The organism is Amycolatopsis balhimycina FH 1894, from assembly GCF_000384295.1.
Classification (GTDB): domain Bacteria; phylum Actinomycetota; class Actinomycetes; order Mycobacteriales; family Pseudonocardiaceae; genus Amycolatopsis; species Amycolatopsis balhimycina.
Map to the genome: position 1 here is coordinate 3,939,212 of NZ_KB913037.1, position 26,002 is coordinate 3,965,213.

Annotated in this window: 24 protein-coding genes; 7 read left to right on the top strand and 17 right to left on the bottom strand. The window is 70.2% G+C overall.

Going from position 1 to position 26,002, the window contains the following annotated elements:
- Nucleotides 1–80: 80 nt before the first annotated feature.
- Nucleotides 81–764: a uracil-DNA glycosylase gene (locus A3CE_RS0117110; RefSeq protein WP_020641325.1), complete on the bottom strand. Its 684-nt coding sequence runs from the start codon at nucleotides 762–764 to the stop codon at nucleotides 81–83.
- A gap of 155 nt (nucleotides 765–919) precedes the next feature.
- On the opposite strand from A3CE_RS0117110, the gene A3CE_RS0117120 reads away from it, so the two are divergent.
- Entirely contained in the window at nucleotides 920–2,413 is a 1,494-nt protein-coding gene (locus tag A3CE_RS0117120) for a S10 family peptidase (RefSeq protein ID WP_020641327.1), read from the top strand.
- Between the two features lie 31 nt (nucleotides 2,414–2,444).
- Here A3CE_RS0117120 and A3CE_RS0117125 read toward each other — a convergent pair whose 3' ends face one another.
- The 13 genes from A3CE_RS0117125 to A3CE_RS0117185 form a co-directional block, all read right to left on the bottom strand.
- Entirely contained in the window at nucleotides 2,445–2,678 is a 234-nt protein-coding gene (locus A3CE_RS0117125; RefSeq protein ID WP_020641328.1) for a hypothetical protein, read from the bottom strand.
- Nucleotides 2,679–2,729: 51 nt separating this feature from the next.
- The gene (locus A3CE_RS0117130; RefSeq protein WP_020641329.1) at nucleotides 2,730–4,418 is read right to left on the bottom strand and encodes a S8 family serine peptidase; all 1,689 of its coding nucleotides are present in this window, start codon (nucleotides 4,416–4,418) and stop codon (nucleotides 2,730–2,732) included.
- Between the two features lie 103 nt (nucleotides 4,419–4,521).
- Entirely contained in the window at nucleotides 4,522–5,520 is a 999-nt protein-coding gene (locus A3CE_RS0117135) for an ABC transporter ATP-binding protein (protein WP_020641330.1), read from the bottom strand.
- A complete protein-coding gene (locus A3CE_RS0117140) occupies nucleotides 5,513–6,508 on the bottom strand; it encodes an ABC transporter ATP-binding protein (protein ID WP_020641331.1) in 996 nt (331 codons plus the stop codon). The genes A3CE_RS0117135 and A3CE_RS0117140 overlap by 8 nt, the downstream gene beginning before the upstream one ends.
- A 6-nt stretch (nucleotides 6,509–6,514) precedes the next feature.
- Entirely contained in the window at nucleotides 6,515–7,468 is a 954-nt protein-coding gene (locus A3CE_RS0117145; protein WP_020641332.1) for an ABC transporter permease, read from the bottom strand.
- Nucleotides 7,461–8,390, bottom strand: a complete 930-nt coding sequence (locus A3CE_RS0117150; RefSeq protein ID WP_020641333.1) for an ABC transporter permease — start codon at nucleotides 8,388–8,390, stop codon at nucleotides 7,461–7,463. Before A3CE_RS0117150 ends, A3CE_RS0117145 begins: the two co-directional genes overlap by 8 nt.
- 93 nt (nucleotides 8,391–8,483) lie before the next feature.
- Nucleotides 8,484–10,115 (bottom strand): peptide ABC transporter substrate-binding protein, encoded by a 1,632-nt coding sequence (locus A3CE_RS0117155; protein WP_245589540.1) that lies wholly within the window; start codon nucleotides 10,113–10,115, stop codon nucleotides 8,484–8,486.
- Between the two features lie 235 nt (nucleotides 10,116–10,350).
- On the bottom strand, nucleotides 10,351–11,304 hold the full coding sequence (locus A3CE_RS0117160; protein ID WP_020641335.1) for a Ppx/GppA phosphatase family protein: 954 nt from the start codon (nucleotides 11,302–11,304) through the stop codon (nucleotides 10,351–10,353).
- A gap of 45 nt (nucleotides 11,305–11,349) precedes the next feature.
- The gene (locus A3CE_RS0117165; RefSeq protein ID WP_020641336.1) at nucleotides 11,350–12,531 is read right to left on the bottom strand and encodes a lytic transglycosylase domain-containing protein; all 1,182 of its coding nucleotides are present in this window, start codon (nucleotides 12,529–12,531) and stop codon (nucleotides 11,350–11,352) included.
- 141 nt (nucleotides 12,532–12,672) lie between these two features.
- The gene (locus tag A3CE_RS0117170; protein WP_020641337.1) at nucleotides 12,673–13,182 is read right to left on the bottom strand and encodes a DUF501 domain-containing protein; all 510 of its coding nucleotides are present in this window, start codon (nucleotides 13,180–13,182) and stop codon (nucleotides 12,673–12,675) included.
- A 114-nt stretch (nucleotides 13,183–13,296) separates the two neighbouring features.
- Entirely contained in the window at nucleotides 13,297–13,659 is a 363-nt protein-coding gene (locus A3CE_RS0117175) for an FtsB family cell division protein (RefSeq protein WP_026468575.1), read from the bottom strand.
- A gap of 191 nt (nucleotides 13,660–13,850) precedes the next feature.
- Entirely contained in the window at nucleotides 13,851–15,137 is a 1,287-nt protein-coding gene (gene eno / locus A3CE_RS0117180; protein WP_020641339.1) for a phosphopyruvate hydratase, read from the bottom strand.
- 105 nt (nucleotides 15,138–15,242) lie between these two features.
- Complete coding sequence (locus tag A3CE_RS0117185; protein WP_026468576.1) at nucleotides 15,243–15,704, bottom strand: VOC family protein; 462 nt, start codon at nucleotides 15,702–15,704, stop codon at nucleotides 15,243–15,245.
- 72 nt (nucleotides 15,705–15,776) lie between these two features.
- On the opposite strand from A3CE_RS0117185, the gene A3CE_RS0117190 reads away from it, so the two are divergent.
- Complete coding sequence (locus A3CE_RS0117190) at nucleotides 15,777–16,181, top strand: tetratricopeptide repeat protein (RefSeq protein ID WP_020641341.1); 405 nt, start codon at nucleotides 15,777–15,779, stop codon at nucleotides 16,179–16,181.
- Between the two features lie 220 nt (nucleotides 16,182–16,401).
- Here A3CE_RS0117190 and A3CE_RS0117200 read toward each other — a convergent pair whose 3' ends face one another.
- The gene (locus tag A3CE_RS0117200) at nucleotides 16,402–17,148 is read right to left on the bottom strand and encodes a lysozyme family protein (protein ID WP_020641343.1); all 747 of its coding nucleotides are present in this window, start codon (nucleotides 17,146–17,148) and stop codon (nucleotides 16,402–16,404) included.
- Nucleotides 17,149–17,517: 369 nt separating this feature from the next.
- On the opposite strand from A3CE_RS0117200, the gene efeU reads away from it, so the two are divergent.
- The 5 genes from efeU to A3CE_RS0117225 are packed head-to-tail and all read left to right on the top strand — an operon-like array spanning nucleotide 17,518 to nucleotide 22,369.
- Complete coding sequence (gene efeU / locus A3CE_RS0117205; RefSeq protein ID WP_020641344.1) at nucleotides 17,518–18,363, top strand: iron uptake transporter permease EfeU; 846 nt, start codon at nucleotides 17,518–17,520, stop codon at nucleotides 18,361–18,363.
- On the top strand, nucleotides 18,360–19,514 hold the full coding sequence (gene efeO / locus A3CE_RS0117210) for an iron uptake system protein EfeO (protein ID WP_020641345.1): 1,155 nt from the start codon (nucleotides 18,360–18,362) through the stop codon (nucleotides 19,512–19,514). The genes efeU and efeO overlap by 4 nt, the downstream gene beginning before the upstream one ends.
- On the top strand, nucleotides 19,511–20,785 hold the full coding sequence (efeB, locus tag A3CE_RS0117215; protein ID WP_020641346.1) for an iron uptake transporter deferrochelatase/peroxidase subunit: 1,275 nt from the start codon (nucleotides 19,511–19,513) through the stop codon (nucleotides 20,783–20,785). The genes efeO and efeB overlap by 4 nt, the downstream gene beginning before the upstream one ends.
- A 4-nt stretch (nucleotides 20,786–20,789) precedes the next feature.
- Nucleotides 20,790–21,941 carry a GDSL-type esterase/lipase family protein gene (locus A3CE_RS0117220; protein WP_020641347.1) on the top strand — a complete coding sequence of 384 codons (1,152 nt, stop codon included), beginning with the start codon at nucleotides 20,790–20,792 and terminating at the stop codon, nucleotides 21,939–21,941.
- A 17-nt stretch (nucleotides 21,942–21,958) separates the two neighbouring features.
- Entirely contained in the window at nucleotides 21,959–22,369 is a 411-nt protein-coding gene (locus tag A3CE_RS0117225) for a PPOX class F420-dependent oxidoreductase (RefSeq protein WP_020641348.1), read from the top strand.
- A gap of 3 nt (nucleotides 22,370–22,372) precedes the next feature.
- Here A3CE_RS0117225 and helR read toward each other — a convergent pair whose 3' ends face one another.
- Nucleotides 22,373–24,562, bottom strand: coding sequence for an RNA polymerase recycling motor ATPase HelR (gene helR, locus A3CE_RS0117230; RefSeq protein ID WP_020641349.1), 2,190 nt, complete (start codon nucleotides 24,560–24,562; stop codon nucleotides 22,373–22,375).
- Nucleotides 24,563–24,571: 9 nt separating this feature from the next.
- On the bottom strand, nucleotides 24,572–26,002 hold the full coding sequence (rox, locus tag A3CE_RS0117235) for a rifampin monooxygenase (protein WP_020641350.1): 1,431 nt from the start codon (nucleotides 26,000–26,002) through the stop codon (nucleotides 24,572–24,574).

Here is a 26,002-nt window from a genome sequence, read left to right on the forward strand (position 1 = left end):
TCATGGTGACACCTTCGCCGCGTCCCCGCTCGGGGGCCCCATCCGGCTGTGACCAGCGTCGCTGCGGTTTCCGTAACGATTCAGTCCGGTCCTGTCACCGAGGTCGCGGCGCGGAAGACGTCCGCCACCATGGCGTGGGTCACGCGGTGTGTCTGGACATTGCGCGGCGAGACGTGATAACAGCCGAAAAGACGCAGGTCGCCCAGCTCCACGACCGCCCCGTGGGCGAACGCCGGACGCGGTTGCGGCACCGGCCGGCCGACCGCCTCCAGCACGGGCAGTAGCGCCTGCCAGCCGAACGCGCCGAGCACCACGATCGCCCGCAGTGTCGGACGTAACAGTGCCAGCTCCTCCGCGAGCCACGGACGACAGGTGTCCCGCTCGGCGGGCGTCGGCTTGTTCTCCGGCGGCGCGCACCGCACGGGCGAAACGAGCCGGGTGCCGTACAGCTCCAGCCCGTCGCCGATCGCCGTCGACGTCGGCTGCGACGCGAGCCCCACCTCGTGCAGGACCCGGAACAGGAAATCACCCGATGGGTCGCCGGTGAACATCCGGCCGGTGCGATTGGCGCCGTGCGCCGAGGGGGCCAAGCCGACGACCGCGAGCGACGCGTCCGGCGGCCCGAAGCCCGGCACCGGGCGCGCCCAGTACTGCTCGCCGCGGAACGCCGCCTTGGTGCCCGCGACGCTTTCCCGCCAGGTGACCAGCCGCGGGCAGGCGCGGCACCCCGCCACCGCCGCGTCCAGCTCGGCGAGGGACCTCATCGCAGCGCCGTCCGGGCCAGCCGGTCGGCGTGGCGCGTGGTCTCGGGCAGCCGCTCCTGCGTGGCGAGTGCCTCCTCGATCGTCGACGGCCAGTCCTCGGTGTGCACCAGGTCACCCTGCCACAGCCGCCCGGACGCGCCGACTAAGTTGGGTCCATGGCGGACACCACCCCCGAAGAGGCGCCCGAGCCGAAGGCCGCGGAAGCCACGGAGATCCCGGCCGAGCCCACCGACGACATCGTCACCACCCGGCACACGCTGACCGTGAAGCGGAAGAAGCTCGCGTACACGGCGAAAGCGGGCCGGGTCGTCCTCCGCAAGGAGGTCGTCAAGGACGGCAAGTCCGAGGGCTTCAAGGCGAAGGCCGAGGTGTTCCTCACCTCCTACACCCTCGACGACGCCGACCCGGGCACGCGGCCGGTGACGTTCGCCTTCAACGGCGGCCCCGGCTCGTCGAGCATCTGGCTGCACATGGGCCTGCTGGGGCCGCGCCGGGTGCTGTCGGGCGACGTCGACGACCTGGTGCCGCCGCCGTACGGGCTGGCCGACAACCCGGAAACGCTGCTGACGCACAGCGACCTGGTGTTCATCGACCCGGTGTCGACCGGCTACTCGCGGGTCTCCGGCGGCGAGGAGACGAAGGACTTCCACGGCTTCAAGGGCGACATCGAGTCGGTCGGCGAGATCATCCGGCTGTGGGTGTCGCGGCACCAGCGGTGGCTGTCGCCGAAGTTCCTGGCCGGCGAGTCCTACGGCACGCTGCGCGCCGCCGGGCTGGCCGCGCACCTGCAGGACCGGCACGGGCTCTACCTCAACGGCCTGCTGCTGATCTCGTCGGTGCTCGACCTCGGCACGCTGCGGTTCACCGAGGGCAACGACCTGCCGTACTCGCTGTACGTGCCGACGTACGCGGCGATCGCGCACTACCACGGCCTGCACGGCGAGCGCCCGCTCGACGACGTCCTGGCCGACGCCGAGGACTTCGCGGCGAAGGACCTGCCGTACGTGCTTTCGCGCGGCGCCCGTCTGTCCACTCAGGACCGGGTCGAGGCGGTGGCCACGCTGGCGTCACTGACCGGACTCACCGAGTCCTATGTGGACCGGGTGAACCTGCGGATCGAGCACGTCCGCTTCTTCACCGAGCTGCTGCGCGACCGCGGCCTGACGGTCGGCCGGATGGACGGCCGGTTCACGACGTGGGAGCCGGACGGCGGCCGCGAGCACATGAGCGACGACCCGTCGATCTCGCGGGTCATCGGGGCCTACGCGGCGGCGTTCAACCACTACGTGCGGGCCGAGCTCGGGTACGAGAACGACCTGCCGTACGAGCTCATCCACGAGGACACGTTCAAGGCGTGGTCGTACTCGGACTTCGAGGGCCGCTCGGTGTCGGTGGTGGACTCGCTGGGCGCGGCGATGCGCGCGAACCCGCACCTCCGGGTGCACGTCGCCTTCGGCCACTACGACGGCGCGACGGCGTACTACGCGGCCGAGCACGTGCTGGCCCGCCTGCAGATCCCCGAAGAACTGCGGGAGAACATCGACACGGCGTACTACCCGGCGGGCCACATGATGTACATCCACGAGCCGACCCGGGTGCAGCAGGCGAAGGACCTGGCGAAGTTCGTCAAGAAGGCGTCGAACCGCTGAGCGCGGGGCCGGCGTGCGCGCCGGCCCCTGCTCACCGGACGCCGAAGTACCGCTCGGGAAGCGTGAGCCGGCCGAGCGCGGCGATGACGTGTTCCTGCGCGATCCGCTCACCGCGGACCAGCTCGCCGTGGCGGTCTTCGGCGAGCTCCCACCAGATCTCCAGGTGGTCGTAGCGCCCGTCTCGATCGGCCTCAGCACCATGACGAGGTCGTCGGCCGGCATCGGCAGCCAGAAGCCGTCCAGTGCGTCGAGCACCGACTTCCACACGGAAAAGCCCGCCTCCGGCCGAAGCCGGAGGCGGGCCGATCCGCGAACCCTACTTCAGGTACTGCGACCCGCGTGTCACCGCCGCGTAGGCGTCGACCGCGCCGTGGCCGTAGAAACCGTTGAACGACGGGTCACCTTCGCAGGTGGCCGTGAAGTCGGCCGTGCGGCCCTCGTTCAGGTACTCCACCGTGCGGGGCACCGGGCAGGCGATCTTCGCCGCCGTGCCCTCGAGGACGCGCTGGACCTTGTCGGGGTCCAGACCGAACTCGCCGTGCGACTTCTTGCCGTACTGCGAGACGATCAGCGCCGAGACGCCGGCCGCGTGCGGCGTCGCCATCGACGTGCCCTGCAGCCACTGGTAGTAGCCGACCCGGCCGTCGGCCGCCGTCGCCTTCTGGACGCCCAGTGCGACGCCCGCCGGCGTGATGTTGCCGTCCGCGTCGATGTTGCCGTCGGCGACGCCGACGTTCTTCGGGTACGTCGAGAGGATCTCGTTCTGGACCGTGCGGAACCACGGCGTGCCGAAGCCGTCGCGGAAGAAGCCGCCCGGCGCCGACACCGAGATCTGCTCGAGGCCGTAGTTCGAGTAGTCCGCCTTCTTCTGCGACGGCCCGAACGAGCCCACGCCGATGGTGTGGTTGCCCTCGGTCGGCAGGTTGAGGCAGGTCGAGTTGTCGATCTGCCGCGGGTGCGTGCTGTTCGCCGGGTAGTCCGGGCTGGTGGTGTCCGGCTTCGGCGCGCCGAGGTCGGTGTGCTCGTTGCCCAGCGCGACCACCATCGTGACGCCCTTGCGGTGCGCGTAGTTCAGCGCGCGCTGCGTCGCCTCGATGATCGTGCGCTGCTCGGCCTGCTCGGCGGGCGAGTCCGCCGGGTTCGCCGTGCAGTTGTACAGCCACGGGTCCGTGTAGAACGACATGTTGACCACGTCGATGCCGGCGTCGCCGGCGTAGGTCAGCGCGTCGACCGTCGGCTGCAGGAAGAAGAAGCCCGAGTCCTGGCCTGCGCGGATGTTCACCAGCGTGACGTTCGGCGCGACGCCGGAGACGCCGAAGCCGTTCGCCGCGGCGGCGATGGTGCCGGCGACGTGCGTGCCGTGGCCACCGTCGTCGTGGTTGGCCGGGTCGACGCAGCCGCGGAACTCACACGGCCCGTCGAGCTCGACGCCGTTGGGGTCGGTCGGGATGTCGCGGGTGAAGTTGCGCGAGTCGGCCAGGTCGAAGTTCGGCGCGATGTCCGGGTGCGTGCCGTCGATGCCGGTGTCGATGACGCCGACCTTGACCTGCTTGCTGCCCGGCTGCTTGGTGCGCGAAAGGTCCGAGCGGACGGACTTGAGGCCCCAGAGCTGGTCGTCCAGCGGGTCCATCCCCACCGGCGCGGCGGCGGCCGTCTTGGCGGCGGCGCCGCGGCCTTCCTTCTCCGCGTTGTCGTGCTTGGTCTTCTTGCCGTTCTTCGGCAGCGAGCCGACGGCCTGGGCCTTGGCGGAGCCGTACACGGCGCGGTTCGCCGTCACGCGCTCGGTGAACCCGGTGGCCGGGGCGCTGGCCCTGATCAGGCCGACGGCGGTGTTGGTCTCCAGCACGGTGCCGCCGGCGGCACGGATGGCCTGCTGGGCACCGGCGATGCTCTGGACGTCCTTGGCGAGCACGGTGAACTCGGTCGCCGGGCCGGACAGCGCGGGCTGCGCCGACGCGACCGGGACCGCGACGGCCGAGAGCGCCCCGAACAGCGGGACGGCCATGGCCGCGGCGAAAAGCCTGGGTCTTTTCACGTTTCTCCTCCTCCGGAAAGCGGTTCCTGCACCGTATAGATCGGACAATGCGCATACAACGGCAAAAAGTACGTTATGGAACAACCGACTTCTGCTCCGCGAAGTGACAAGCTGACGGATGCCCGTCGGTCCTGGGCACCAGCTCCGGCACCTCCGTGGCGCACACCTCCTGCGCCTTCCAGCAACGCGTGCGGAACCGGCACCCGGACGGGGGATCCAGCGGGCTCGGCACGTCGCCGGTCAGCCGGATCACCTGCCGGTGCCCGCGCACGGCCGGATCCGCCACCGGGACCGCGGAAAGCAGCGCCTGCGTGTACGGGTGGGAGGGCCGCTCGTAGATCTCCTCGTCGGTGCCGATTTCGACGATCTTGCCGAGGTACATCACCGCGACGCGGTTCGACAGGTGCCGCACCACCGAAAGGTCGTGCGCGATGAAGACGTAGGACAGCCCGAACTCGCCCTGCAGGTCGCCGAGCAGGTTCATCACCTGCGCCTGGATCGAGACGTCCAGCGCGGACACCGGTTCGTCGCAGATGATCACCTTCGGCCGCAGGGCCAGGGCCCGCGCGATGCCGATGCGCTGGCGCTGCCCGCCGGAGAACTGGTGCGGGTAGCGGTTGAGGTGCTCGGGGTTGAGCCCGACGACTTCCAGCAGCTCCTGCACCTTCGTGGCCCGCGAACTTTTCGGCGCCACTTCGGGGTGGATCTCGAACGGCTCGCCGACGATGTCGCCGACCGTCATCCGCGGGTTGAGCGAGGTGTACGGGTCCTGCAGCACGATCTGGATCTCGCGCCGCAGCTTGCGCAGCTCGGCCCCGCGCATCGCGAAGATGTCGCGGCCCTCGAACTGGGCAGTGCCGCCGGTCGGCTCCTCCAGGCGCATCAGCACTTGGGCGAGCGTCGACTTCCCGCAGCCGGACTCGCCGACGACGCCGAGCGTCTCGCCCGGCATCAGGTCGAACGAGACGCCGTCGACGGCCTTGACCTGGCCGATCGTGCGCTTGAACAGGACGCCGACGCGGACCGGGAAGTACTTCTTCAGGTCGGTGACCGAAAGAATCGGTTCAGGCACGGGAGCTCACCACCTCTTCGGCGAAGTGACACGCGCTCGTGCGGCCGAAGCCGAGGGCGTGTTGCGGCGGGACGTCGACGCTGCACCTGGCCTCGGCGCGCTTGCACCGCGGGTGGAACGGACAGCCCGGTGGGATGTGCAGCAGGCTCGGTGGCAGACCCTTGATCGTCTCCAGTGTCTGTCCTTTGAGGTCGAGCCGGGGCAGGGAATCCATCAACGCCGCGGTGTACGGGTGCCCCGGCGCGCGGAACAGCTCGCCCACGTCGGCCTGCTCGACGATCCGGCCCGCGTACATCACCGCGATCCGGTCGGCGACCTCGGCGACCACGCCCAGGTCGTGGGTGATGAGCACCAGTCCCATCTTGCGTTCCGCCTGGATCTCCCCGAGCAGGTCCATGATCTGGGCCTGGACGGTGACGTCGAGGGCGGTGGTCGGCTCGTCGGCGATGAGCAGGTCGGGGTCGAGCGCGAGCGACATCGCGATCATCGCGCGCTGGCGCATCCCGCCGGAGAACTGGTGCGGGTAGTCCTTGATCCGGCGGTCCGCGGCCGGGATGCGGACGATGTCGAGCAGCTCGATCGCACGCTTCCGCGCGTCCTTTTTGGACATCCCGAGCCGGACACGCAGCTGCTCCTCGATCTGGAAGCCCACCGTGAACACCGGGTTCAGCGCGGACAGCGCGTCCTGGAAGATCATCGCGACCTCGCTGCCGCGCACCTCGCGACGGCGTTCTTCGGACGCCGTCAGCAGGTCCTCGCCGCGCCAGCGCACGGCTCCGCCGGTGATCACACCGGGCGGCACGTCGAGGATGCCCATCACCGTCTGCGCCGTGACGCTCTTGCCGGAGCCGGATTCGCCGAGCACGGCCAGCGTCTCACCCGCGTGCACCGAGTAGCTGACGCCGTTGAGCACGTTGGCGACGCCGTCCGACGTCCGGAACTCGACGCGCAGGTCCTCTACTTCGAGCAGAAGTTCGTTGTCGGACAAGGGGATCTACCTCGACTTCGGATCGAGCGCGTCGCGGATGCCGTCACCGAGCATCACGAAGGCCAGCACGGTCAGGGTGACGAAGGCGCCGGGGAACAGCAGCATGTGCGGGTCGTTCTGGAAGTAGTCCTTCGAGTCGGAGATCAGCACGCCCCACGAAACCACCGGCGCGCGCACGCCGATGCCGAGGAAGGCGAGCGTCGCTTCGGCGCCGATGAACGCGCCGAGCGCGATGGTGGCGTACACCAGCACCGGCGCGATCGTGTTCGGCAGCAGGTGCCGGAAGATGATCCGCGGGGTGCTCGCCCCGAGGCCGCGCGCGGCCTTGACGTAGTCGAGCTGCTTGGCCACCAGCGTCGCCGAGCGCATGATCCGCATGGCCACCGGCCAGCTCAGCACGGCGATCGAGCACACCACCTGGACGATGATCGTGACGCCGCCGGGGTTCGTGCCGGGCGCGTTGAACGTCGTCAGGATGACGATCGCGCCGAGGATGAACGGCAGGCCCGCGAAGATGTCGCCGAACCGCGACAGCAGGCTGTCGACGAACCGCCCGTAGTAGCCGGCGAGGATGCCGACGAGCGAGCCGAAGAGGACGGTCAGCAGCGTGGAGAACACCCCGACCAGCACCGAGGCGCGGGTGCCGTAGATCGTGCGGGCGTAGACGTCGGCGCCCTGGTTGTCGTAGCCGAACCAGGCGTCCGCCGACGGCCCTTCGTTGGCGTGGGACAGATCGCTGAAACCCGCGTCCCGCGAGCTGAACAGGCCGGGGGCGATCGCGAGCAGCACGATGAACAGGATGATCACCGCCGAGGCGATGACCGCGGGCTTGCGCCGCAGCTGCCGCCAGGCGTCGCTCCACAGGCTGCGGGCTTTCTGCGGGCTGGTGGCGGAGTCGTCGATGCGCGACAGCTCGGCCGCGTCGGCGCCGCCACCACCCACCAGGTTCGGGTCAGTCATAGCGGATCCTCGGGTCGAGAACGGCGTAGAGCAGGTCGACGATCAGGCTCATCAGCAGGTAAACCAGCACCAGCAGGACGACGACGCCGACGACGGTCGCGCTCTCCCGGTCCTGGATACCGCGGAAGATCAGCCTGCCCAGCCCGTTGATGTTGAACACGCCTTCGGTGACGATCGCGCCGCCCATCAGGGCGCCGAGGTCGGTGCCGAGGAACGTGAGCACCGGGATCACCGAGTTGCGGAGCAGGTGGACGCCGACGACACGGCTCTGGGGCAGCCCCTTGGCGATCGCCGTCCGCACGTAGTCGGCGCGGCGGTTTTCGGCGATGCTGCTTCTCGACAGGCGCGCGACGTAGGCCATCGACAGGCTGCCGAGCGCGATGCCGGGCACGATGAGCTCGCCGATGCCCGGGTCCTCCGACACGCTGGCCTCGATCCAGCCGAGACCGTTGCCGCCCAGCGCGAGCTGCAGCACGATCGCCGTGACGAACACCGGCAGCGAGATCAGGAACGTCGTCGACACCAGCACCAGATTGTCGAGGAAACCCTTGCCGCGCAGGCCGGTCAGCACGCCGGTGGTGAGACCGATGACGGCTTCGATGGCCACGGCGATCACGGCGAGCCGCAAGGTGATCGGGTACGACGTGGCGATCAGCTCGCCGACGGAGGTGCCGTTGAAGGTTTCGCCCCAGTCACCGGTGAAGAGGCTCCCGAGGTACTTGAAGTACTGGACGAAGATGTTGTCGTTCAGGTGGTACTTCTCGGTCATCTGGGCGATGTAGGCCGCCGGGCAGGCGGCCTGGCCGCACTTGCCGGAGAACGGGTCGCCGGGCAGCGCCCAGACCAGGACGTAGATCAGGAACGTGGTGCCGAAGAACACCGGGATCAGCTGGAGCAGCCGTCGCAGGACATAGCGGATCATGACGAGTTCCTCGTGCGCGCCGGCCGTCGTGAGTGAGTAACAGTGTTAGAACACTGTTACTCACTCACGACGGCGTGGTGGTGGGAGCCGCAGCTACTTCTTCAAGACCTCGATGGACGGGTAGTCCGGCATGCGCCGGAAGTCCAGGGCCGCCGACTTGAGGTTCTTCGACTTCGCCGCGACGCCCTTCTCGTCCCACACCGGGATCGACGGCAGGTCCTTGGCGATCAAGTCCTCGGCCTGCTGGTACAGCTTGACCGCCGCGTCCTTGTCGGCGGTGGCGTCCGCCCGCGCGAGGAGCGCGTCGACCTGCGGGTTCGTGTAACTGGAGTCGTTCGAGGACCCGCCGGTCTTGTAGATCGGGTTGAGGAAGTCCTCGATGGACGGGTAGTCCGCGGACCAGTCCGAGCGGCCCATGCCGGTCAGCTTCTTCTTGGTGACGATGCTGCGCCACTGGCCGAAGTCGGTCGCGGGCACGAAGTCGCACTCGACGCCGAGGGTGTTCTTGATGCTGTTGCACGCCGCGACCAGCGGTTCCTTGCGGCCACCGTCCGCATTGGACGCGATGGTCAGCTTGCCCTTGAAGCCGGACCTCTGGAAGGCCTCCTTGGCCGCCTCCGGGTCGAACTTGCAGAACTCGCAGACACCGGGACGCGCACCCGGGATGCCCTGCGAGATGTAGCCGTCCGCGGGCACGTAGGTGTCGTTCATGACGGTCTTGGTGATCTGCGCGCGGTCGATCGCCATCGAGATGGCCTTGCGCAGCTCGAGGTTGTTGTACCCCGGCACGTAGTAGGGCACGGCGATGGTGCTGATGCCGAGCAGGTGGCCGGTGACCAGCCGGTCGCCGAGGTCGTTCTTGTACTTGCCACCCGCGACCGCCGACGGCGGCAGCGCCTCCATGAAGTCGAGCCGCCCGCTCAGCAGGTCCTGGTAGGCGGTCTCCTGGCTGGCGTAGATCTTGATGTCGAGGTCCTTGAAGTGGACCTTGTCGTCACCCTTGTAGTCGTCGAAGCGGGTCAGCTTGATGTCCTGGTTGGGCGTCCGCGAGACGAACTTCATCGGCCCGTTGCCGATGGGGTGCTGCTCGAAGCCCGGGCGGTCCTTGAAGAACACGTCGGGCAGCGGCGCGAAGGCCTGGTAACCGATCTTGATGTCGAACACCGAGAACGGCGCGTTCAGCGTCACCTGGAACTCGTAGTCGCCCTTCACGACCAGCCCGGACATTCCCTCGGTGGACGGCTTGGCGTTCTCGTCTTCGGGGTGGACGTCGGTGTAGCCCTGGATGTTCGAGAAGAAGTCGGTGTTGAGCTGGCCATTCGGCGCGTAGGCGGCGAAGTTCCAGGCGTCGGTGAAGTTGTGCGCCTTCACCTCGGTGCCGTCGTGGAACTTCCAGCCCTGCTTGATCTTGATGTCGTAGACCTTGGAATCGGTCGTGGTGATCGAGTCCGCCATCAGGTTGAAGGGCTTCGCGTCCGCACCCTTGAAGCCGACCAGCGTGGCGAACATGACCTGGACCGCCTTGGTGCCGCCCAGGTCGTTGATGTTGCTCGGGACCAGCGCGTTCTGTGGTTCGGTGCCGTAGACGCTGACCGTGCCGTCCGGGTTCGTCTCGCCGGCGCCCGCGGGGTTGCTGCCCGAACCGCTGCCGCCGCATGCGGCGAGCACGAGCGCCAGCGAAGTCATCACCACCGTGGGTCCCCAGAGCCTGCGCGAACGACGCATGATCCCCTCCATCTCCGTCTGTCCGAAAGGTGAGACGCACGCTATCGGGGGCGATGAAGCTGATCACAGGACTGCGGTGTTGCAAATGTGTGACGACCGTCGGGATCACCTGGTTGGAGGACAACAAAGGTAGGAATCCGGATACTCCGGACAGCCTAGCGCGGACTGGCGGTCATCACGCACTCACCCACGGTTTGGTTGTGGCACAAGCCCTTTCAGGCGGCCGAACGGTCGGTCAGGCGAGGGAAAGCGCGATGCCGTCGAGGATGTCGTGCTCGCTGACCACCAGCTCGGTCGGCCCGCCGCGGGCGGCCAGCTGCTCGGCGAGGGTCTGGACCACGACCGCCCCACCGCCGATGACGTCGACCCGCCCGGGGTGGATCACCGGGTTCGCCGCGCGGGCGGCGTGGTTTTCGCTGAGCAGGCGCGTGGCGAGCCGGTCGATGTCCGCCGCGCTCAGTTTCGAAAGGTGCACGCGGTCGCGGTCGTACTCCGGCAGCTCCTGGGCGATCGCCGACAGCGTGGTCACCGTGCCGGCGACGCCGACCCAGGTCTTCGCGCGGGCGACGTCGACGACGTCGAACGCCTCGGTGAGGACCTTGCCGGCCAGGTCGCGGGCGGCGGCGATCTCGTCGGCGGTCGGCGGGTCGCTCTTGAGCGCGCGTTCGGTGATCCGCACGCAGCCGATGTCGACGGACCTCGCGGCGAGCACCTCGGCCTGCTTGCCGTCCCAGGTGCCGAGGACCAGCTCGGTCGAGCCACCGCCGACGTCGACCACGACGAACGGGCCGTCGTCCGGGTCCTGCTCCCCGACGGCGCCGGTGAAGCTGAGCCGGGCCTCCTCGTCCCCGCTGATCACCTCGGCCTCGACGCCGAGGGTTTCGCGGGTCATGCGGAAGAAGTCGTCACGGTTCTTCGCGTCGCGGGTGGCGGAGGTGGCGACCATGCGCACCTTCTCGACGCCCTTGCGCCGGGCCGCGACCGTGTAGTCGGCGAGCGCGACCCGGGTCCGCTCGAGCGCCTCGGGGGCCAGCTCGCCGGTGGCGTCGACGCCCTGGCCGAGCCGGACGATCCGCATCTCGCGGTGCAGGTCGCGCAGGTCGACCGTGCCGTCGTGGCGTGGCGTCAGCTCGGCGACGAGCAGGCGGATGGAGTTGGTCCCACAGTCGATCGCGGCAACACGAGGCATGCGATCACCCTAGCTGGCCGGTCACGGGCACCGACTCGCCTCCGCTCAGCTGCTGGGCGCCCCCACGGTGGTCGTGGTCGGGGTGGTCGACGTGCTGACCGAGGTGACCGTCGCCCCGCACGGCGGTTTCGGCGGCGTGGTCTCGGACGACGTCGGCGAGGTGGTCGTCGCCGGGGTCGTGGTCGTCGTCGGGGTCGTCATCGGGGTCGTCATCGTGGTCACGCTCGTGACCGTCGTCGTGGTGACCGTCGTCGTCGGCGGAGCGCACGGCAGGGAGGTCTTGGTCGTCGGCGTGCCCGGTGTGGTGGGCGGCGGGCTCGTCGGCGTGGTCGTCGGGACCGGCGGGGGCGGGATCGACGGCGGAGGCGGGGCCGCGGCCGCGTTCGGGGCGCCGATCGGCACCGTGCTGTCCGGGACCTGCATGATCCCGTTGCGGTAGGCCTCCGCCCAGAGGACCACCGTGTTCACGTACGTGTCGGAGTTGTTGTACCGGTAGATCGCGCCGCGCAGCTGGTCCGGCTTGGCCACGTCGAACCCGCCGGAGCAGAGGTACCGGCCGGTGGCCAGCGCCGCGTCGAAGATGTTGTTCGGGTCGGACTTGCCGTCGCCGTTGCCGTCGGAGGCGTAGGCCCGCCAGGTCGCCGGGATGAACTGGGTCGGGCCGACCGCCCGGTCCCACACCGGGTCCGTGTCGAGCAGGCCCTGGTCGGTGTCCGGGATCGCGGCGAACCCGCCCTGGCCGTTGAGCTGCGGGCCGAGGATCGGCTCACGCGTGGTGCCCGCCGCGTCGACGTAACCGCCGCGCGCGTGGTTGGACTCGATCCGCCCGATGCTCGCGACCAGCGCCCAGTCGACGTGGCAGGCGGGCAGTTCGCGGCCGAGGATGTCGGCGGCGTTCTTGTACGCGGCGAGCGCGGTGGCCGGGATGCCGAGCGGGCCGTCGGGGAGCTCGTAGGCCGGCAGCGGCAGCGGGGTGGGCGCGCCGGGGAGGGTGCCGTCGACGGCGATCTGCTGGAGGGCGGCGTGGCCGGGGTCGTAGCCCTGGCTCAGCGCGGCGTCGCGGGTGTGGTCACCGCTCCCGCCGAGCCAGCCGAGGGTGCCGCCGCCGGCGATCAGCGCCGGGACCACCGCGATGATGCCGGTGATCAGGGGGTACGCGGTGCGGTGGCGGATCCCGAATCTTCGGGCGTAGCTCCCGACTGCGTCTGGCAGTCGCCGCACACGCATGACGCAAAGCCCTCCTGGCCTGATCGGTCACCACCCTCGGGTCACAGCCTGCCGTACCCGAGGCGGGGTTTCACCCCGACGAGAGACCCGATCGAGGTTTTCGCTCACCCAGCCCAGTTATCTCATCACACGGCGCGAGTGTTACTCGGCGCAGTCACCCGCGGGCCACCCGTTCGTCTTAAGTAGCTCGATCGTCTCGTCACCGAACGGGTTGACGCCGGGGCCGACGGCCAGCGCGTGGGCGACGTGGACGTGCAGGCACTTGACGCGGCCCGGCATGCCGCCCGCGGTGACCTGGTGACCGAGCGGCTCGATGGCGTCCCGCTCGGCGAGGTAGGTCTCGTGCGTGCGCTGGTACCGCGCGGCGAGCTCGGGATCGGTGGAGAGCCGCTCGGTCATCTCCTTCATGATCCCCGACGCCTCGATGGTGCCGATCATCGAGTTCAGCTTCGGGCAGGTGAGGTAGTACAGCGTCGGGAACGGCGTGCCGTTCTCCAGCCGCGGGCTGGTCTGCACCACGGAGGGGTGCCCGCCAGGGCACCGCGCGGCGATGGCGCGCAGCGCTCGCGGCGGCCGCCCGAGCTGCTCCGCGATGATCTCGCGGTCGGCGTCGGTGACGGGCTCGAACCGGTGCTGCTGCGTGCTGTTCACGGGCTCCAGATTAGAGCGTGGGCCCCGCCACCCCGGGAGCCGCCCGGCCCGCGTGCCTTGAATGACTCATTCAGGGCTTCGGAGGTCCTGAATGAGTCATTCAGGACGCCTCAGTCAGCCCGAGGAGACCTGGTTCCAGAGGTTGTCGTACCAGGAGCCGCCCGTGGCCGGCTGCTGTCCGGCCGGTGGGGCGGCGTCGGGGGCCTTGTCCTCCGGGAGCTGGACGATGTACGGCGTCTCGCCCGGCTTGACGTACCGCAGCCGCCGCCGGGCTTCGGCCTCGATCTGCGCCGGGTCGCTCAGCTCCGCCTTGCGGCCCTGGAGCTGAGCGACCTGCTGCTGCAGCTGCGCCTGCTGCGCCTGCTGTTCGCGGACCTGGGACCGCTGGGAGAGGTACGTGCGCAGGGGCACGGCGATGGTGAACGCCAGCGCGCACACCACGATCGCCACCACCGCCGCGCGGCGGGTGGTGGACATGCCGAGCACCTTCGCCGCGCCCGACGCACGCTTCGCCGCCAAGCCCCGGCGCAGCCGGGCCCTGGTGGTCTCCGCGTCGCCGGCGCGGCGCCGCGCCGCTTCGGGACGGCGGCCCGGTGCGGGCCGGGCCGTCCTGGAAGAGCCGCCGCCGTCGCGGCGGCCGCGCGTCCTCCCCCGGTCCGCCACGGGTCTCAGCTCTCGGCGCTGAACCGCGGGAAGGCCAGCTCGCCGGCGTACCGGGCGGCGTCACCGAGGGTCTCCTCGATGCGCAGCAGCTGGTTGTACTTGGCGATCCGCTCGCCGCGGGCCGGGGCACCGGTCTTGATCTGGCCGACGCCGGTCGCGACCGCCAGGTCCGCGATGAACGTGTCCTCGGTCTCGCCGGAGCGGTGGCTCATCATCGACTTGTAGCCGAACGACGTCGCCAGCGAGATCGCGTCGAGCGTCTCGGACAGGGTGCCGATCTGGTTGACCTTCACCAGCAGCGCGTTGGCGGCGCGGCGGGTGATGCCCTCCTCGAGCCGGTCCGGGTTCGTGACGAACAGGTCGTCGCCGACGATCTGGACCTTCTCGCCGACCTCGGCGGTCAGGGTGACCCAGCCGTCCCAGTCGTCCTCGCTCAGCGGGTCCTCGATGGAGACCATCGGGTAGTCGCGGATCAGCTCGGCGTAGTACGCCGACATCTGCTCGGCGCTCTTCTTGCTGCCTTCGAAGGTGTACGCGCCGTCGGCGAAGAACTCCGTCGCGGCGACGTCCAGCGCGAGCGCGACGTCGCGGCCCGGGGTGTAGCCGGCCTTCTCGATCGCCTGCAGGATCAGGTCGAGCGCCTCGCGGTTGTTCGCCAGGTTCGGCGCGAAGCCGCCTTCGTCGCCGAGGCCGGTCGAGAGCCCGCGGCCCTTCAGCACCGACTTCAGCGAGTGGTAGACCTCGGCGCCCCAGCGCAGGGCCTCGCGGAAGGTCTCCGCGCCGATCGGCGCGATCATGAACTCCTGGACGTCGACGTTGCTGTCCGCGTGCGAACCGCCGTTGAGGATGTTCAGCATCGGGACCGGCAGCACGTGCGCGTTCGGCCCGCCCAGGTAGCGGAACAGCTCCAGCTCGGCCGACTCGGCGGCGGCCTTCGCGACGGCCAGCGAGACGCCGAGGATGGCGTTCGCGCCGAGGCGGGACTTCGCCGGCGTGCCGTCGAGGTCGACCAGCTTCTGGTCGACGATCCGCTGGTCGACGGCTTCGATGCCGACCATCTCCGGGCCGATCTCGTCGAGCACCGCGGCGACCGCGCGCTCGACGCCCTTGCCGTTGTAGCGGCCGGTGTCGCCGTCCCGCAGCTCGACCGCTTCGTGCTCACCGGTCGACGCACCCGACGGGACCGCGGCCCGCGCCAGGGTGCCGTCGTCGAGAGCCACCTCCACCTCGACCGTCGGGTTGCCGCGCGAGTCCAGAATCTCGCGCGCGCCTACCTGCTCGATGAGAGCCACGCCATGCTCCTCGGTGCGTAGTGCAGTGTCGATGCCGCCTCCGCGGGAAAAAGAACGTCGGCGGTGATGCGGTGATAACGCACCCAGCCTAGCCGTCGCCCCAGTTCACCCGTTGGAGGACTCACCGCCCGGCCGGACCTCCTGCCAGCCCGGCGGCAGCTCCACGGTCTCGGACGTCTGCTGCCAGAACGTCCAGCTGTTGCCGCCGAGATCGGCGACGGTGAAGACCCGGGCGCCGTACGGCTGGTCCTGCGGCGGTTCCAGCTCGCACTCGTCGCCCAGGGCGGCCTCGACCCGGGCGTACGTTTCGCCGACGTCGTCGACGTACACGATGTTGAGCTGGCCGACCGGGCCGTCGACCCCCTTGGCCTGCCAGTAGTCCGGGCCGACGCCGGCAATCTGGATCCGCGCTCCGCCCGCGCGCAGCGTCGCCTGGAACACCTCGCCGGCGCCGTCGCAGAACCGGACCTCCTCGGCGAACCCGAAGACCCTGGTCAGCCAGGCGAGCGCCGCCGTGGCGTCGGCGTAGTAGAGGTAGGGCGCCAGGCCCCGGTACCCGCTGCTCATGGCGGCACAGTCCATCACGTCCCGTTTCCGGACGTGTACATCCCCCTCTCCACGGGTAAAGTCGGAGTGACCATGACGGACGCCGCAGCTGCTTCGCAGCCTCCCGAGGAGTCGCGGTTTCATGCCTTCCGCCAGGCCGAAGACCTGGTAGGCCGCCGTCGTCCGCTCGACGCGCTGAAGGCGTTGCAGCCCCTGCTGGAAACCGAAACGGACAAGCCGTCGGTGCACCTGCTGGCCGGGCGCGCGTACTTCCACTCCGCCCAGTTGCGGCGCGCCGAGCAGGCGTTCACGCGGGTGCTGGAGCTGGACCCGACGGACCACTACGCGCGGTTCATCCTGGGCCGGACCCTGCAGCGCCTCGGCCGGTTCGTCGAGGCGCTCGCGCAGATGCGGATGGCGTCGGCGATGAACCCGGTGCCGGAGTACCTCGAGGCGATCAGCGAGGTCAAGGCGCGCATCGCGCTGCGCGAGTCCTGAGGCGGGGGCCGAACGGCCCTGTTCGCCTCGGTCTTTCGGCTGATCAGCCCGGGCCCGTCGGCCGATCCGCCGCACCCCCTCCTCCGGCGATGCTGGTTCCAGTCCGAATTGAGGAGGGACCACGATGTCGATCTTCGCCACGCTGGGTGCTTACGCCGGTTTGCTGCTGCTGGTGCTGATGTCCGTCACGCCGTTGATCGTCGACCGCGAGCTCTGACGCTCAGGGTGCGACGCTCGCCTCCGCGTAGGCGTCCGCCGCGCTGAAGACGTCCTGCCCGTACGCCACCGCCTGGTTGTAGAACAGGATCGCCCGCCACCAGCCCGCCGGCGTGCCCAGGTCGTCGCCGCCCGAGCAGAGGAAACGGGCGGCCGTGAACGCCGCGTCGTCGATGTTCTGCGGGTCCGGCGCACCGCCGTCGCCGTTCGCGCGCTGCTGGTACTTCTTCCACGTCGACGGCAGGAACTGCATCGGGCCGATCGCGTGGTCCCACGCCTTGTCGCCGTCGAGCCTGCCGCCGTCGGTGTCGTGGGCCGCCGGCACGCCGGGCGTGCCGTCGAGGGGCGGCCCGACGACCGGCTTCGCGACGCGGCCGTTCGCCTCGATCGCCGTGAGGTCGAAGGCCGCGCGCTCGGCCTCGACCCGGCCGATGCCCGCCAGCGTCGCCCACGCGAGGTGGCACGTCGGCTTCTGGCTCTGCATCCACATCTCCGCCCGGCCGTACGCCGACAGCACGCGCGCCGTGACGTGCGTCTTGCCCGCGACGCGGGCCGCCCACGCGTCCAGCTCGGCCTGGTCGGACACCTTCGGCCGGTCCACCGGCGCGGCGAGCCCGGCACGCGGCGCTTCGGCGCCCGGCTGCGGGCGCTGCTCCGGGATGACGAGGGCCGGCTGCGCGGACGGCGGCGCGGCGGGCGCGTCCGGGTTCCGGACACCGATGGTGACGACCAGGATCACGCCGGTGAGCACCAGTCCCAGTGCGAGGGCCGCCCGGCCGAGATACCGCCGCGGCGGACCACCCGGAGGCGGGGACGGAGGCGTGACGGTCGGCTGAGCGGTTTCGGCCACCCGATCAGGTTACGAGGGCACTCAAGAGGGTCCGCCGACCGTGTGATCAGGCAAGCGGACGGTAAAAACCATCCCCCTGCCAGCGACATCACAAATTTTGTTATCGAGTCGACGCGCAGGGCCCTGACCTGCGGTTACCCTAACCTAACTCCGGTCGCTAGTCCACTTTGCCCGTTTCCTCCGGCTTCCCCGGGCGTACGCTCACTGGACTTACAGGTGAGCCTTACCTAAAAAGTTCACGGAGACAGTAGAACTCAGGGAGGCGGACCGGTGTTGTTTTCGAGCGCGCTGATCGGGCTGCGCGAAGGCCTGGAAGCCGCGCTGGTCGTCAGCATCCTGGTGGCGTTCCTCGTCAAGACCGAGCGGCGGCACGCGCTGCGCTGGGTGTGGCCGGGCGTCGGCGCCGCGGTGGTGCTGTCGATCGCCGTCGGCGCGATCCTCACCTACACGACCGCGCAGCTGACCTTCGAGCACCAGGAACTGCTCGGCGGGAGCCTGTCGATCGTCGCCGTCGTGTTCGTCACCGCGATGATCTTCTGGATGCGCAAGGCGTCGAAGAGCATCGCCGCCGAACTGCGCGGAAAGATGGACGACGCGCTGGACGTCGGCCCGATGGCCGTGCTGCTGCTGTCGTTCCTCGCGGTCGGGCGTGAGGGCCTGGAAACCGCGGTGTTCTTCTACTCCGCCGTCCAGACCGCGCAGTCGGACACCGTGCAGCCGCTGATCGGCTTCGCCGTCGGCATCGCGGTCGCCGTCGTGCTCGCCTGGCTGCTCTACAAGGGCGCGGTGCGGTTCAACCTGTCCAAGTTCTTCACGATCACCGGCGTGCTGCTGGTGTTCGTCGCCGCGGGCGTGCTCGGTTACGGCCTCCACGACCTGCAGGAGGCCGCGTTCCTGCCCGGCATCCACACCCTCGCCTTCGACGCTTCGGCGACGCTCCCGGAGACGTCCTGGTACGGCGCGCTGCTGAAGGGCATCTTCAACTACTCACAGCAGACGACCGTGCTGCAGGCCGTCGCCTGGGTCGCCTACGTCGCCGTCGTGCTGCCCCTGTTCCTCAAGCCCAGCAAGAAGACCGCGCCGGCACCCGCCGCCGCGGCCGCCTCGAAGGAGTGACCGTGCGCAAGACCCGTCGAACCCCGCTGGCCGTGCTGGCCGGCGCCACCGCCTTGGTGGCGCTCGCCGCGTGCGACAGCAAGAGCGACACCGGTACGGACTCCGCCGCCGCGGGCGGCCCGATCAAGGTCTCGGCGTCCGACACCGCGTGCGAGGTCTCCGCCACCACGGCCGGCGCGGGCAACCTGACCTTCGAGATCACCAACAAGGGCACCAAGGTCACCGAGTTCTACCTCTACGCCGAGGGCGACCGGATCATGGGCGAGGTCGAGAACATCGCGCCCGGGCTGAACCGGCGGCTGATCGTCGAGGTCGCCGACGCCGGCAAGTACCAGACCGCGTGCAAGCCGGGCATGGCGGGCGACGGCATCCGCGGCGACTTCACCGTCACCGGCGGCGTCGCGAAGCAGAACGACGCCAACGCGCAGAAGGCGCAGGCCACCAAGAGCTACGCCGGCTACATCGCGAACAACACCGGCGCGCTGCAGGACGAGACGGCGAAGTTCGCCGACCTCGTGAAGACCGGCAAGGTGGACGAGGCGAAGGCCGCTTACGCGCGCACCCGCGTCTACTACGAGCGGATCGAGCCGGTGGCCGAGAAGTTCGGCGACCTGGACCCGGCCATCGACATCCGCGAGGCCGACCTCCAGCCGAACCAGAAGTTCACCGGGTTCCACCGGCTGGAGAAGGACCTGTTCAAGACCGGCCTGCAGCCGGACAGCGGGCAGATCGCCGACAAGCTGGTGACCGACGTGAAGGACCTGGTCACCAAGACGAAGACACTCGAACTGTCCGCTTTGGACCTCGCGAACGGCGCGAAGGAACTCCTCGACGAGGTCGCCACCGGCAAGATCACCGGCGAGGAAGAGGCCTTCTCGCACACCGACCTGTGGGACTTCCAGGCGAACGTGGACGGCTCGAAGGGCGCGATCACCGCACTGCGGCCGATCCTGCAGGCGAAGGACCCCGCCCTGGTGTCCACTTTGGACAAGGAGTTCGCGAACGTCCAGGCCCTGCTGGACAAGCAGCGCGCGGGCGACGGTTTCAAGCTCTACAACGAGCTGTCCCAGGACCAGGTCAAGGAGTTCGCTTCGGCCGTCGACGCGCTGAGCGAACCGCTGAGCAAGGTTGCGGAGGTCGTCTCCAAGTGACGTCGGCAGAGGGCACGCAGACAGAGGGCACGCGCGTCTCGCGGCGTAAGCTCTTCGGCCTGGCGGGCGCGGGTGTCGCGCTCGCCGGGGCGGGGGCCGCCGCCGGCATCGGGATCGACAAGGCGACGAGCGGCAACGCCGAGGCGTCGACGAACACCGTCGACTTCCACGGCGAGCACCAGGCCGGGATCGTCACGCCGGCGCAGGCCAACCTGCACTTCGTGGCCCTCGACGTCACGACGAAGGACCGCGAAAAGCTGCGTCGGCTGCTCAAGACGTGGACCGACGCGGCCCGCCGGATGACGGCGGGCCAGGAGGTCGTGGCGAACGGCGCGGTGGGCGGCGGCGCGTATGCCCCGCCGGGCGACACCGGCGAAGCGCTCGACCTGCCGCCGTCGAACCTGACGCTGACCATCGGCTTCGGGCCGTCGCTGTTCGACGGCCGGTTCGGCCTGGCGGCCAAGCGCCCGCCGCAGCTGGTCGACCTGCCGCTGTTCCCGAAGGACAAGCTCGACCCCGCCCGCAGCGGCGGCGACCTGTGCATCCAGGCCTGCGCGGACGACCCGCAGGTGGCGGTGCACGCGGTGCGCAACCTGGTGCGCCTCGGCTTCGGCGTCACCGAGGTCCGCTGGTCGCAGCTCGGCTTCGGCCGCAGCTCGTCGACTTCGCGTGAGCAGCCCACCCCGCGGAACCTGTTCGGCTTCAAGGACGGCACGAACAACATCAAGGCCCAGGACACCGACTTCCTGCGCGACCAGGTGTGGGCCGAGGCCGGCGACGGGCCGGCGTGGATGGCGGGCGGCTCGTACCTGGTGGCGCGCCGGATCCGGATGCACATCGAGACGTGGGACCGCGAGCCCCTCGACGGCCAGGAGAAGATCATCGGCCGCGCGAAGGGCACCGGCGCCCCGCTGGGCCAGACCGCGGAGCACGACGAGCTGGACCTGGACGTCGGCGGCGCGGGCGGCGAGAAGGTGATCCCGGAGGACGCGCACGTCCGGCTGGCTTCGCACCAGGCGCTCAACGGCGTCCGGATCCTGCGGCGCGGCTACAACTTCGTCGACGGTTCCGATGGCGTCGGGCACCTCGAAGCGGGGTTGTTCTTCCTGGCGTTCAACCGCGACACCCGGAAGCAGTACGTGCCGATGCAGCAGGCGCTGTCGTCGAAGGACGCGATGATGGAGTACGTCCAGCACACCGGCTCCGCGCACTTCGCGGTCCCGCCGGGGGTGACCCGCGAGTCGAGCTGGGCGGACGCTCTGTTCTCCTGAACCGATGATCAGCATCCCCCTGACCGCCGACCTCGTCCGCGGTGCCCTCGAACTGGAACGCACCGAGCGGGGGCTGGTGCCGCACCGGCTCCCGGCTCGCGCGCGGGCGCAGAACAGCGACCCGAGGCTCGCCTTGGTGGAGGCGCAGCCCGCGGGGGTCCGGCTGCGGTTCCGGACCCGGGCCGACGTCGTCGAGCTGGAGACGCTGCCGACCAAGCTCGTGTACCCGGGCGCGCCGCCGCGGCCGGACGGGGTCTACGACCTGCTCGTCGACGGCGTGCTCACCGCCCAGGCGAGCGTGGCCGGCGGCAACACCCTGAACGTCGACATGGCGACCGGGGCGTCCTCGCTCACCGCGGGTTCCCCCGGCGTCGTCCGGTTCGCCGGGCTGGGCGGCGCGCCCAAGGTCGTCGAGATCTGGTTGCCGCACAACGAGCTCACCGAACTCGTCGCCCTGCGCACCGACGCACCGGTCGAGGCCGTGCCCGAAGGCCGGGTGTGGCTGCACCACGGCAGCTCGATCAGCCACGGTTCGAACGCGGCGAGCCCGGCGACGACGTGGCCCGCGCTCGCCGCCACCGCGGCCGGCGTCGAGCTGGTGAACCTCGGGTTCAGCGGCAACGCGCTGCTCGACCCGTTCACCGCGCGGGCGCTGCGCGACACGCCCGCCGACCTGATCAGCCTCAAACTCGGCATCAACGTGGTCAACGCCGACCTGATGCGCCTGCGCGCGTTCGGGCCTGCCGTGCACGGGTTCCTCGACACGATCCGCGACGGGCACCCGGACACGCCGCTCGTGGTCGTCTCCCCGCTGTACTGCCCGATCCACGAGCAGACGCCGGGGCCGGGCGACTTCGACCACGAGGCGCTGGCCGCCGGCGAGGTCCGGTTCCGCGCGACCGGGGACCCCGCCGAGCGGGCCGCGGGCAAGCTGACGCTGGAGGTCATCCGGGACGAGCTGGCCCGGATCGTGACGCGGCGGCAGGCCGGCGACCCGAACCTGCGCTACCTCGACGGCCTCGAGCTGTACGGCGAAGCCGACTTCGCCGACCTCCCGCTGCCGGACGACCTCCACCCGTCTCCCGCGGCCCACCGCCGGATCGGCGCGCGGTTCGCCGAGAGCGTACTGGCCGGAGTTGACTTCAAGGGAGCTTGAAGTTGGACGCTTCGGCCATGTTCACCGAAGCAGAGCTCGCCTACCTCGCCGCCCAGACACTGGGCCGGCTCGCGACCCAGCAGCCGAACGGCACCCTCCAGGCCAACCCGGTCGGTTTCCGCTACAACCCGGACGAGAAGACCATCGACGTCACCGGCCACAACCTGCGCAACAGCAAGAAGTTCCGCAACATCGCGACGCACGACAAGGTCGCCTTCGTCGTCGACGACCTCCCCTCGACGAACCCGTGGCGGGTGCGCTGCCTGGAAATCCGCGGCCGCGCCGAAGCCCTGGTGGGTGTCAACCTGCCCGACAACCACTTCGACGACGCGGTGATCCGCATTCACCCCGAGCGCATCCTCGCCATGGGTGTCGAGGACTGGGACCGGGAGCCCCGCGAGCTGGAGACGAACTTCCGCGACGTCTGAGCGTCACCGCGCCGGCGCCGGGACCTCGGCGAGCCCGGTCAGGGCTTGCGGCAGCGGGTTCCGGTGCAGGACGCCGAGGCGCTGCGTCGCGCGGGTCAGCGCGACGTAGAGCTCCGCCGCGCCGCGGGGGCCGTCGGCGAGGATCCGGTCGGGGTCCACGACCAGGACGGCGTCGTACTCCAGGCCCTTCGTCTCGGACGCTGTCACCGCGCCCGGCACGTCCGGCGGCCCGATCACGACGCTGGTGCCTTCGCGGCCGGCTTCCTCACGAACGAACTCCTCGACGGCCGCGGCCAGCTCGTCGCCGGTGACCCGCCGCGCCCACGGCCGGACGCCGGACGCGCGGACCGACTCCGGCGGCCGGACGTCCGGGGCGAAGCCGGCGAGCACCGCGGCAGCGACGGCCATGATCTCCGCCGGGGTGCGGTAGTTCACCGACAGCGAACGGTAGACCCAGCGGCCCGCCACATACGGGTCCAGCATCGAGCCCCACGCCCTCGCCCCGGCCTCCGAGCGGCGCTGGGCGAGGTCGCCCACCACCGTGAAGGACCGGCCGGGGCAGCGCCGCATCAGTGCCCGCCAGTCCATTTCGGACAGTTCCTGGGCCTCGTCGACCACGACGTGCCGGTAGGTCCAGTCCCGGTCCGTGGTGGCGCGCTCGACGAGGGTCCGGGTGTCGGTCTCGACGAAGCGGTCGGCGAGGTCCTCGGCGCCGAGCAGGTCGCTGGCGATCAGGCCGATGTCCTCGTCGACGTCCTGCCGCTCGATGAGGTTGTCCAGCACGTGCGCGGCGTACGCGGCCTTGGCCCGGCGTTCCCGTTCGGCGGCGCGCTCGGCCGCCCGGTCGGCGGTCTTGTCCCGGCCGAGCAGATCGATCAGCTCGTCGAGCAGCGGCACGTCCGACACCGTCCACGCGTCGCCTTCGGTGCGGGCCAGCGCATCGCCGGCGCCGGCCGCGCGCAGCCGTTCGGGCGACGAGTACAGCTGCGCCAGCAGGGTTTCCGGGGTCAGGATCGGCCAGAGCTCGTCGAGCGCCTTGGTGAACGCCTGGTCGGCGATGAGATCCTTCAGCAGTTCCGCCCGGAAGTTCTCCCATTCTTCACGGTCTTCGCGACGCAGCCAGCCCCGCCCGATCCGGCCCATCGCCCGTTCGGTCAGCACGTACGTGACGATGTCGGTGAACACCGCGCGGGCTTCGTTGTGCGCCAGCCCGCTGTCCCGCGCCTCCTGCCGGGCCCACTCCGCGGTCTCGGCGTCGATCCGCACGGTGACCTCCCGCAGCTGGATCGGCACGGGCTCCGCCGGCAGCCGTTGCCGGTCGGCGATGGCCGCCGCGAGCACGTCCAGGATCTGCCGCGATCCCTTGAGCCGCGCGGCTTCCGGCGCGTCCTCGGCCGTGACGCGCAGGCCGGGCACGAGGTCACCGGTCGTCATGAACACGACGTCGGTCTCGCCGAGTGACGGCAGCACGCGGCCGATGTGGTTCAGGAACGCCGGGTTGGGCCCGACGACGAGCGCGCCGTGGCGTTCCATCCGCTCCCGCTGGGTGTAGAGCAGGTAGGCGACGCGGTGCAGCGCCACCACCGTCTTCCCGGTGCCCGGGCCGCCTTCGATCACCAGCACGCCCGGGTGGTCGAGCCGGATGATCTCGTCCTGCTCGGCCTGGATCGTCGCCACGATGTCGCGCATGCCTTCACCACGCGGCGCGTTGACGGCCGCGAGCAGCGCGGCGTCACCCTGCGCCTCGTCGCCCGGACGGCCGAGCACCTCGTCGGTGAAGTCGACGACCTTCCTGCCGTGCGTATGGAACTGCCGACGGCGGCGCATGTTCTCCGGATTCGCGCCGGTGGCGGTGTAGAACGGCCGCGACGCCGGCGCCCGCCAGTCGAGCAGCACCGGTTCGTGGTCGTTCTCCTCGTCGAAGAGCCCGATCCGGCCGATGTAGCCGGTTTCCCCGGAAACGGCGTCCAGCCGGCCGAAGCACAACCCGTTGTCGACGACGTCCAGCCGTCGCACCTCCCGGCTCAGCGTGCGCACCCGGACGTCCCGTTCCATGGCACCGAGGTCGTTGCCGCCCAGCGCCGCCTGGTACTCACCCCGCACGCGTTCCCGCTCGGCGTCGAGCCGCGTGTAGAGCCCGGCGACGTACTCCCGTTCGGCGTGCAGTTCGGTTTCGTGTTCCTGAACTGTCATAAGTTCCCCTCAAGCCTTCTTCGGTGCGCCGAACCAGGTCGACAGCCGGTCGAGCAGTTCCGCCTGGTCTTCGCCGGCCCAGGCCACGTGGCCGTCCGGCCGCACCAGCACCGCGGGCGCGTCCAGCTCTTCGCTGACGTCGACGACGTGGTCGACCCGGTCCGCCCAGCCCTCGGCCGAGAGCCGTCCGGTCTGGTCGAGCAGCAGGCCGCGGCCGCCGTGCATCAGGTCGTACAGCCGGCCGCGCTTCAGCGCGACGTCCCGCAGCCGCCGGCCGACCAGGTCGTGGTCGTCGCCGAAGTCGTAGCGGATCTCGATCCCGACGATCCGGCCGATCAGGTACCGGTTCACCTGCTCGAAGTCCATCAGCTTCGCCAGCAGCCGGCGCACGGCCTGGGGTCCGGCGTCGGCGCGCATCAGCTCGCCCTGGGCCCGGGTGTTGTCGAGCACGTCGGCGGCCACCGGGTGCCGTTCGGCCTGGTAGCTGTCCAGCAGTCCGTCCGGTGCCCAGCCGCCGAGCTCGGCGGCCAGTTTCCAGCCGAGGTTCACCGCGTCCTGGAGGCCCAGGTTGAGGCCCTGGCCACCCAGCGGCGGGTGGACGTGCGCCGCGTCGCCGGCCAGGAACACCCGGCCGTCGCGGTACCGCTCGGCCAGCCGGGTCGCGTCGCTGAAGCGGGACAGCCACAGCGGGGAATGCACGCCGAAGTCGGTGCCCGCGTACGCCCGCAGCTGCTGCTTGAACTCGTCGAGGGTCGGCGGGACCGAGCGGTCCTCGGAGACCGACTCGGCGGGCACGAGGACCCGGTACCGCCCGTCCTTGGTGGGCCCGAGCCCGAAGAACTTCTCCGTCTTCCGGATCTCGATCACCTTGGCGGTCACCTCCTCCGCCGGCACGCCCACTTCCATCTCGCCCAGCAGCGTTTCCTTCCGGGCGGGCTCGCCGGGGAAGCCGATGCCGAGCAGCTTGCGCACGGTGCTGCGGCCGCCGTCGCAGCCGACGAGGTAGCGCGCCCGCAGCTGCGTGCCGTCTGCCAGCTCGACGGTCACGCCGTCGTCGTCCTGGCTCAGCCCGGCAACCGCGCTGCCGGGCCGGATCTCGGCGCCGGCCTCGAGGGCGTGCTCGGTCAGCAGCCGCTGGGTGACGGGCTGCGGGATGCCGAGAACGTAGGCGTGCGCGCTGTCCAGCCGTTCCGGCCACGGCTTGTCGATGCCGGCGAAGTAGCCCGGCATCTGGAACTGCTTCCCGTTCTCGAGGAACTTCTCCAGCAGGCCACGCTGGTCCATCAGCTCGATGCTGCGCACGTGCAGGCCGAGCGACCGGACCTCCTTGACCGGCTCCGGCTCCTTCTCCAGCACGAGTACCCGCACGCCGTGCAGCCGCAGTTCGGCCGCCAGCATCGTCCCGGTCGGGCCGCCACCGGCCACGATCACGTCGATCAT

Coding starts and splice junctions, on each gene's coding strand:
- helR (WP_020641349.1), bottom strand. CDS start 24,562: ATGACAGTTCAGGAACACGAAACCGAACTGCACGCCGAACGGGAGTAC.
- A3CE_RS0117190 (WP_020641341.1), top strand. CDS start 15,777: ATGACGGACGCCGCAGCTGCTTCGCAGCCTCCCGAGGAGTCGCGGTTT.
- A3CE_RS0117165 (WP_020641336.1), bottom strand. CDS start 12,531: ATGCGTGTGCGGCGACTGCCAGACGCAGTCGGGAGCTACGCCCGAAGA.
- A3CE_RS0117220 (WP_020641347.1), top strand. CDS start 20,790: ATGATCAGCATCCCCCTGACCGCCGACCTCGTCCGCGGTGCCCTCGAA.
- A3CE_RS0117150 (WP_020641333.1), bottom strand. CDS start 8,390: ATGATCCGCTATGTCCTGCGACGGCTGCTCCAGCTGATCCCGGTGTTC.
- A3CE_RS0117185 (WP_026468576.1), bottom strand. CDS start 15,704: ATGAGCAGCGGGTACCGGGGCCTGGCGCCCTACCTCTACTACGCCGAC.
- A3CE_RS0117160 (WP_020641335.1), bottom strand. CDS start 11,304: ATGCCTCGTGTTGCCGCGATCGACTGTGGGACCAACTCCATCCGCCTG.
- rox (WP_020641350.1), bottom strand. CDS start 26,002: ATGATCGACGTGATCGTGGCCGGTGGCGGCCCGACCGGGACGATGCTG.
- A3CE_RS0117120 (WP_020641327.1), top strand. CDS start 920: ATGGCGGACACCACCCCCGAAGAGGCGCCCGAGCCGAAGGCCGCGGAA.
- A3CE_RS0117110 (WP_020641325.1), bottom strand. CDS start 764: ATGAGGTCCCTCGCCGAGCTGGACGCGGCGGTGGCGGGGTGCCGCGCC.
- A3CE_RS0117175 (WP_026468575.1), bottom strand. CDS start 13,659: ATGTCCACCACCCGCCGCGCGGCGGTGGTGGCGATCGTGGTGTGCGCG.
- A3CE_RS0117155 (WP_245589540.1), bottom strand. CDS start 10,115: ATGCGTCGTTCGCGCAGGCTCTGGGGACCCACGGTGGTGATGACTTCG.
- A3CE_RS0117130 (WP_020641329.1), bottom strand. CDS start 4,418: ATGGCCGTCCCGCTGTTCGGGGCGCTCTCGGCCGTCGCGGTCCCGGTC.
- A3CE_RS0117145 (WP_020641332.1), bottom strand. CDS start 7,468: ATGACTGACCCGAACCTGGTGGGTGGTGGCGGCGCCGACGCGGCCGAG.
- A3CE_RS0117225 (WP_020641348.1), top strand. CDS start 21,959: ATGTTCACCGAAGCAGAGCTCGCCTACCTCGCCGCCCAGACACTGGGC.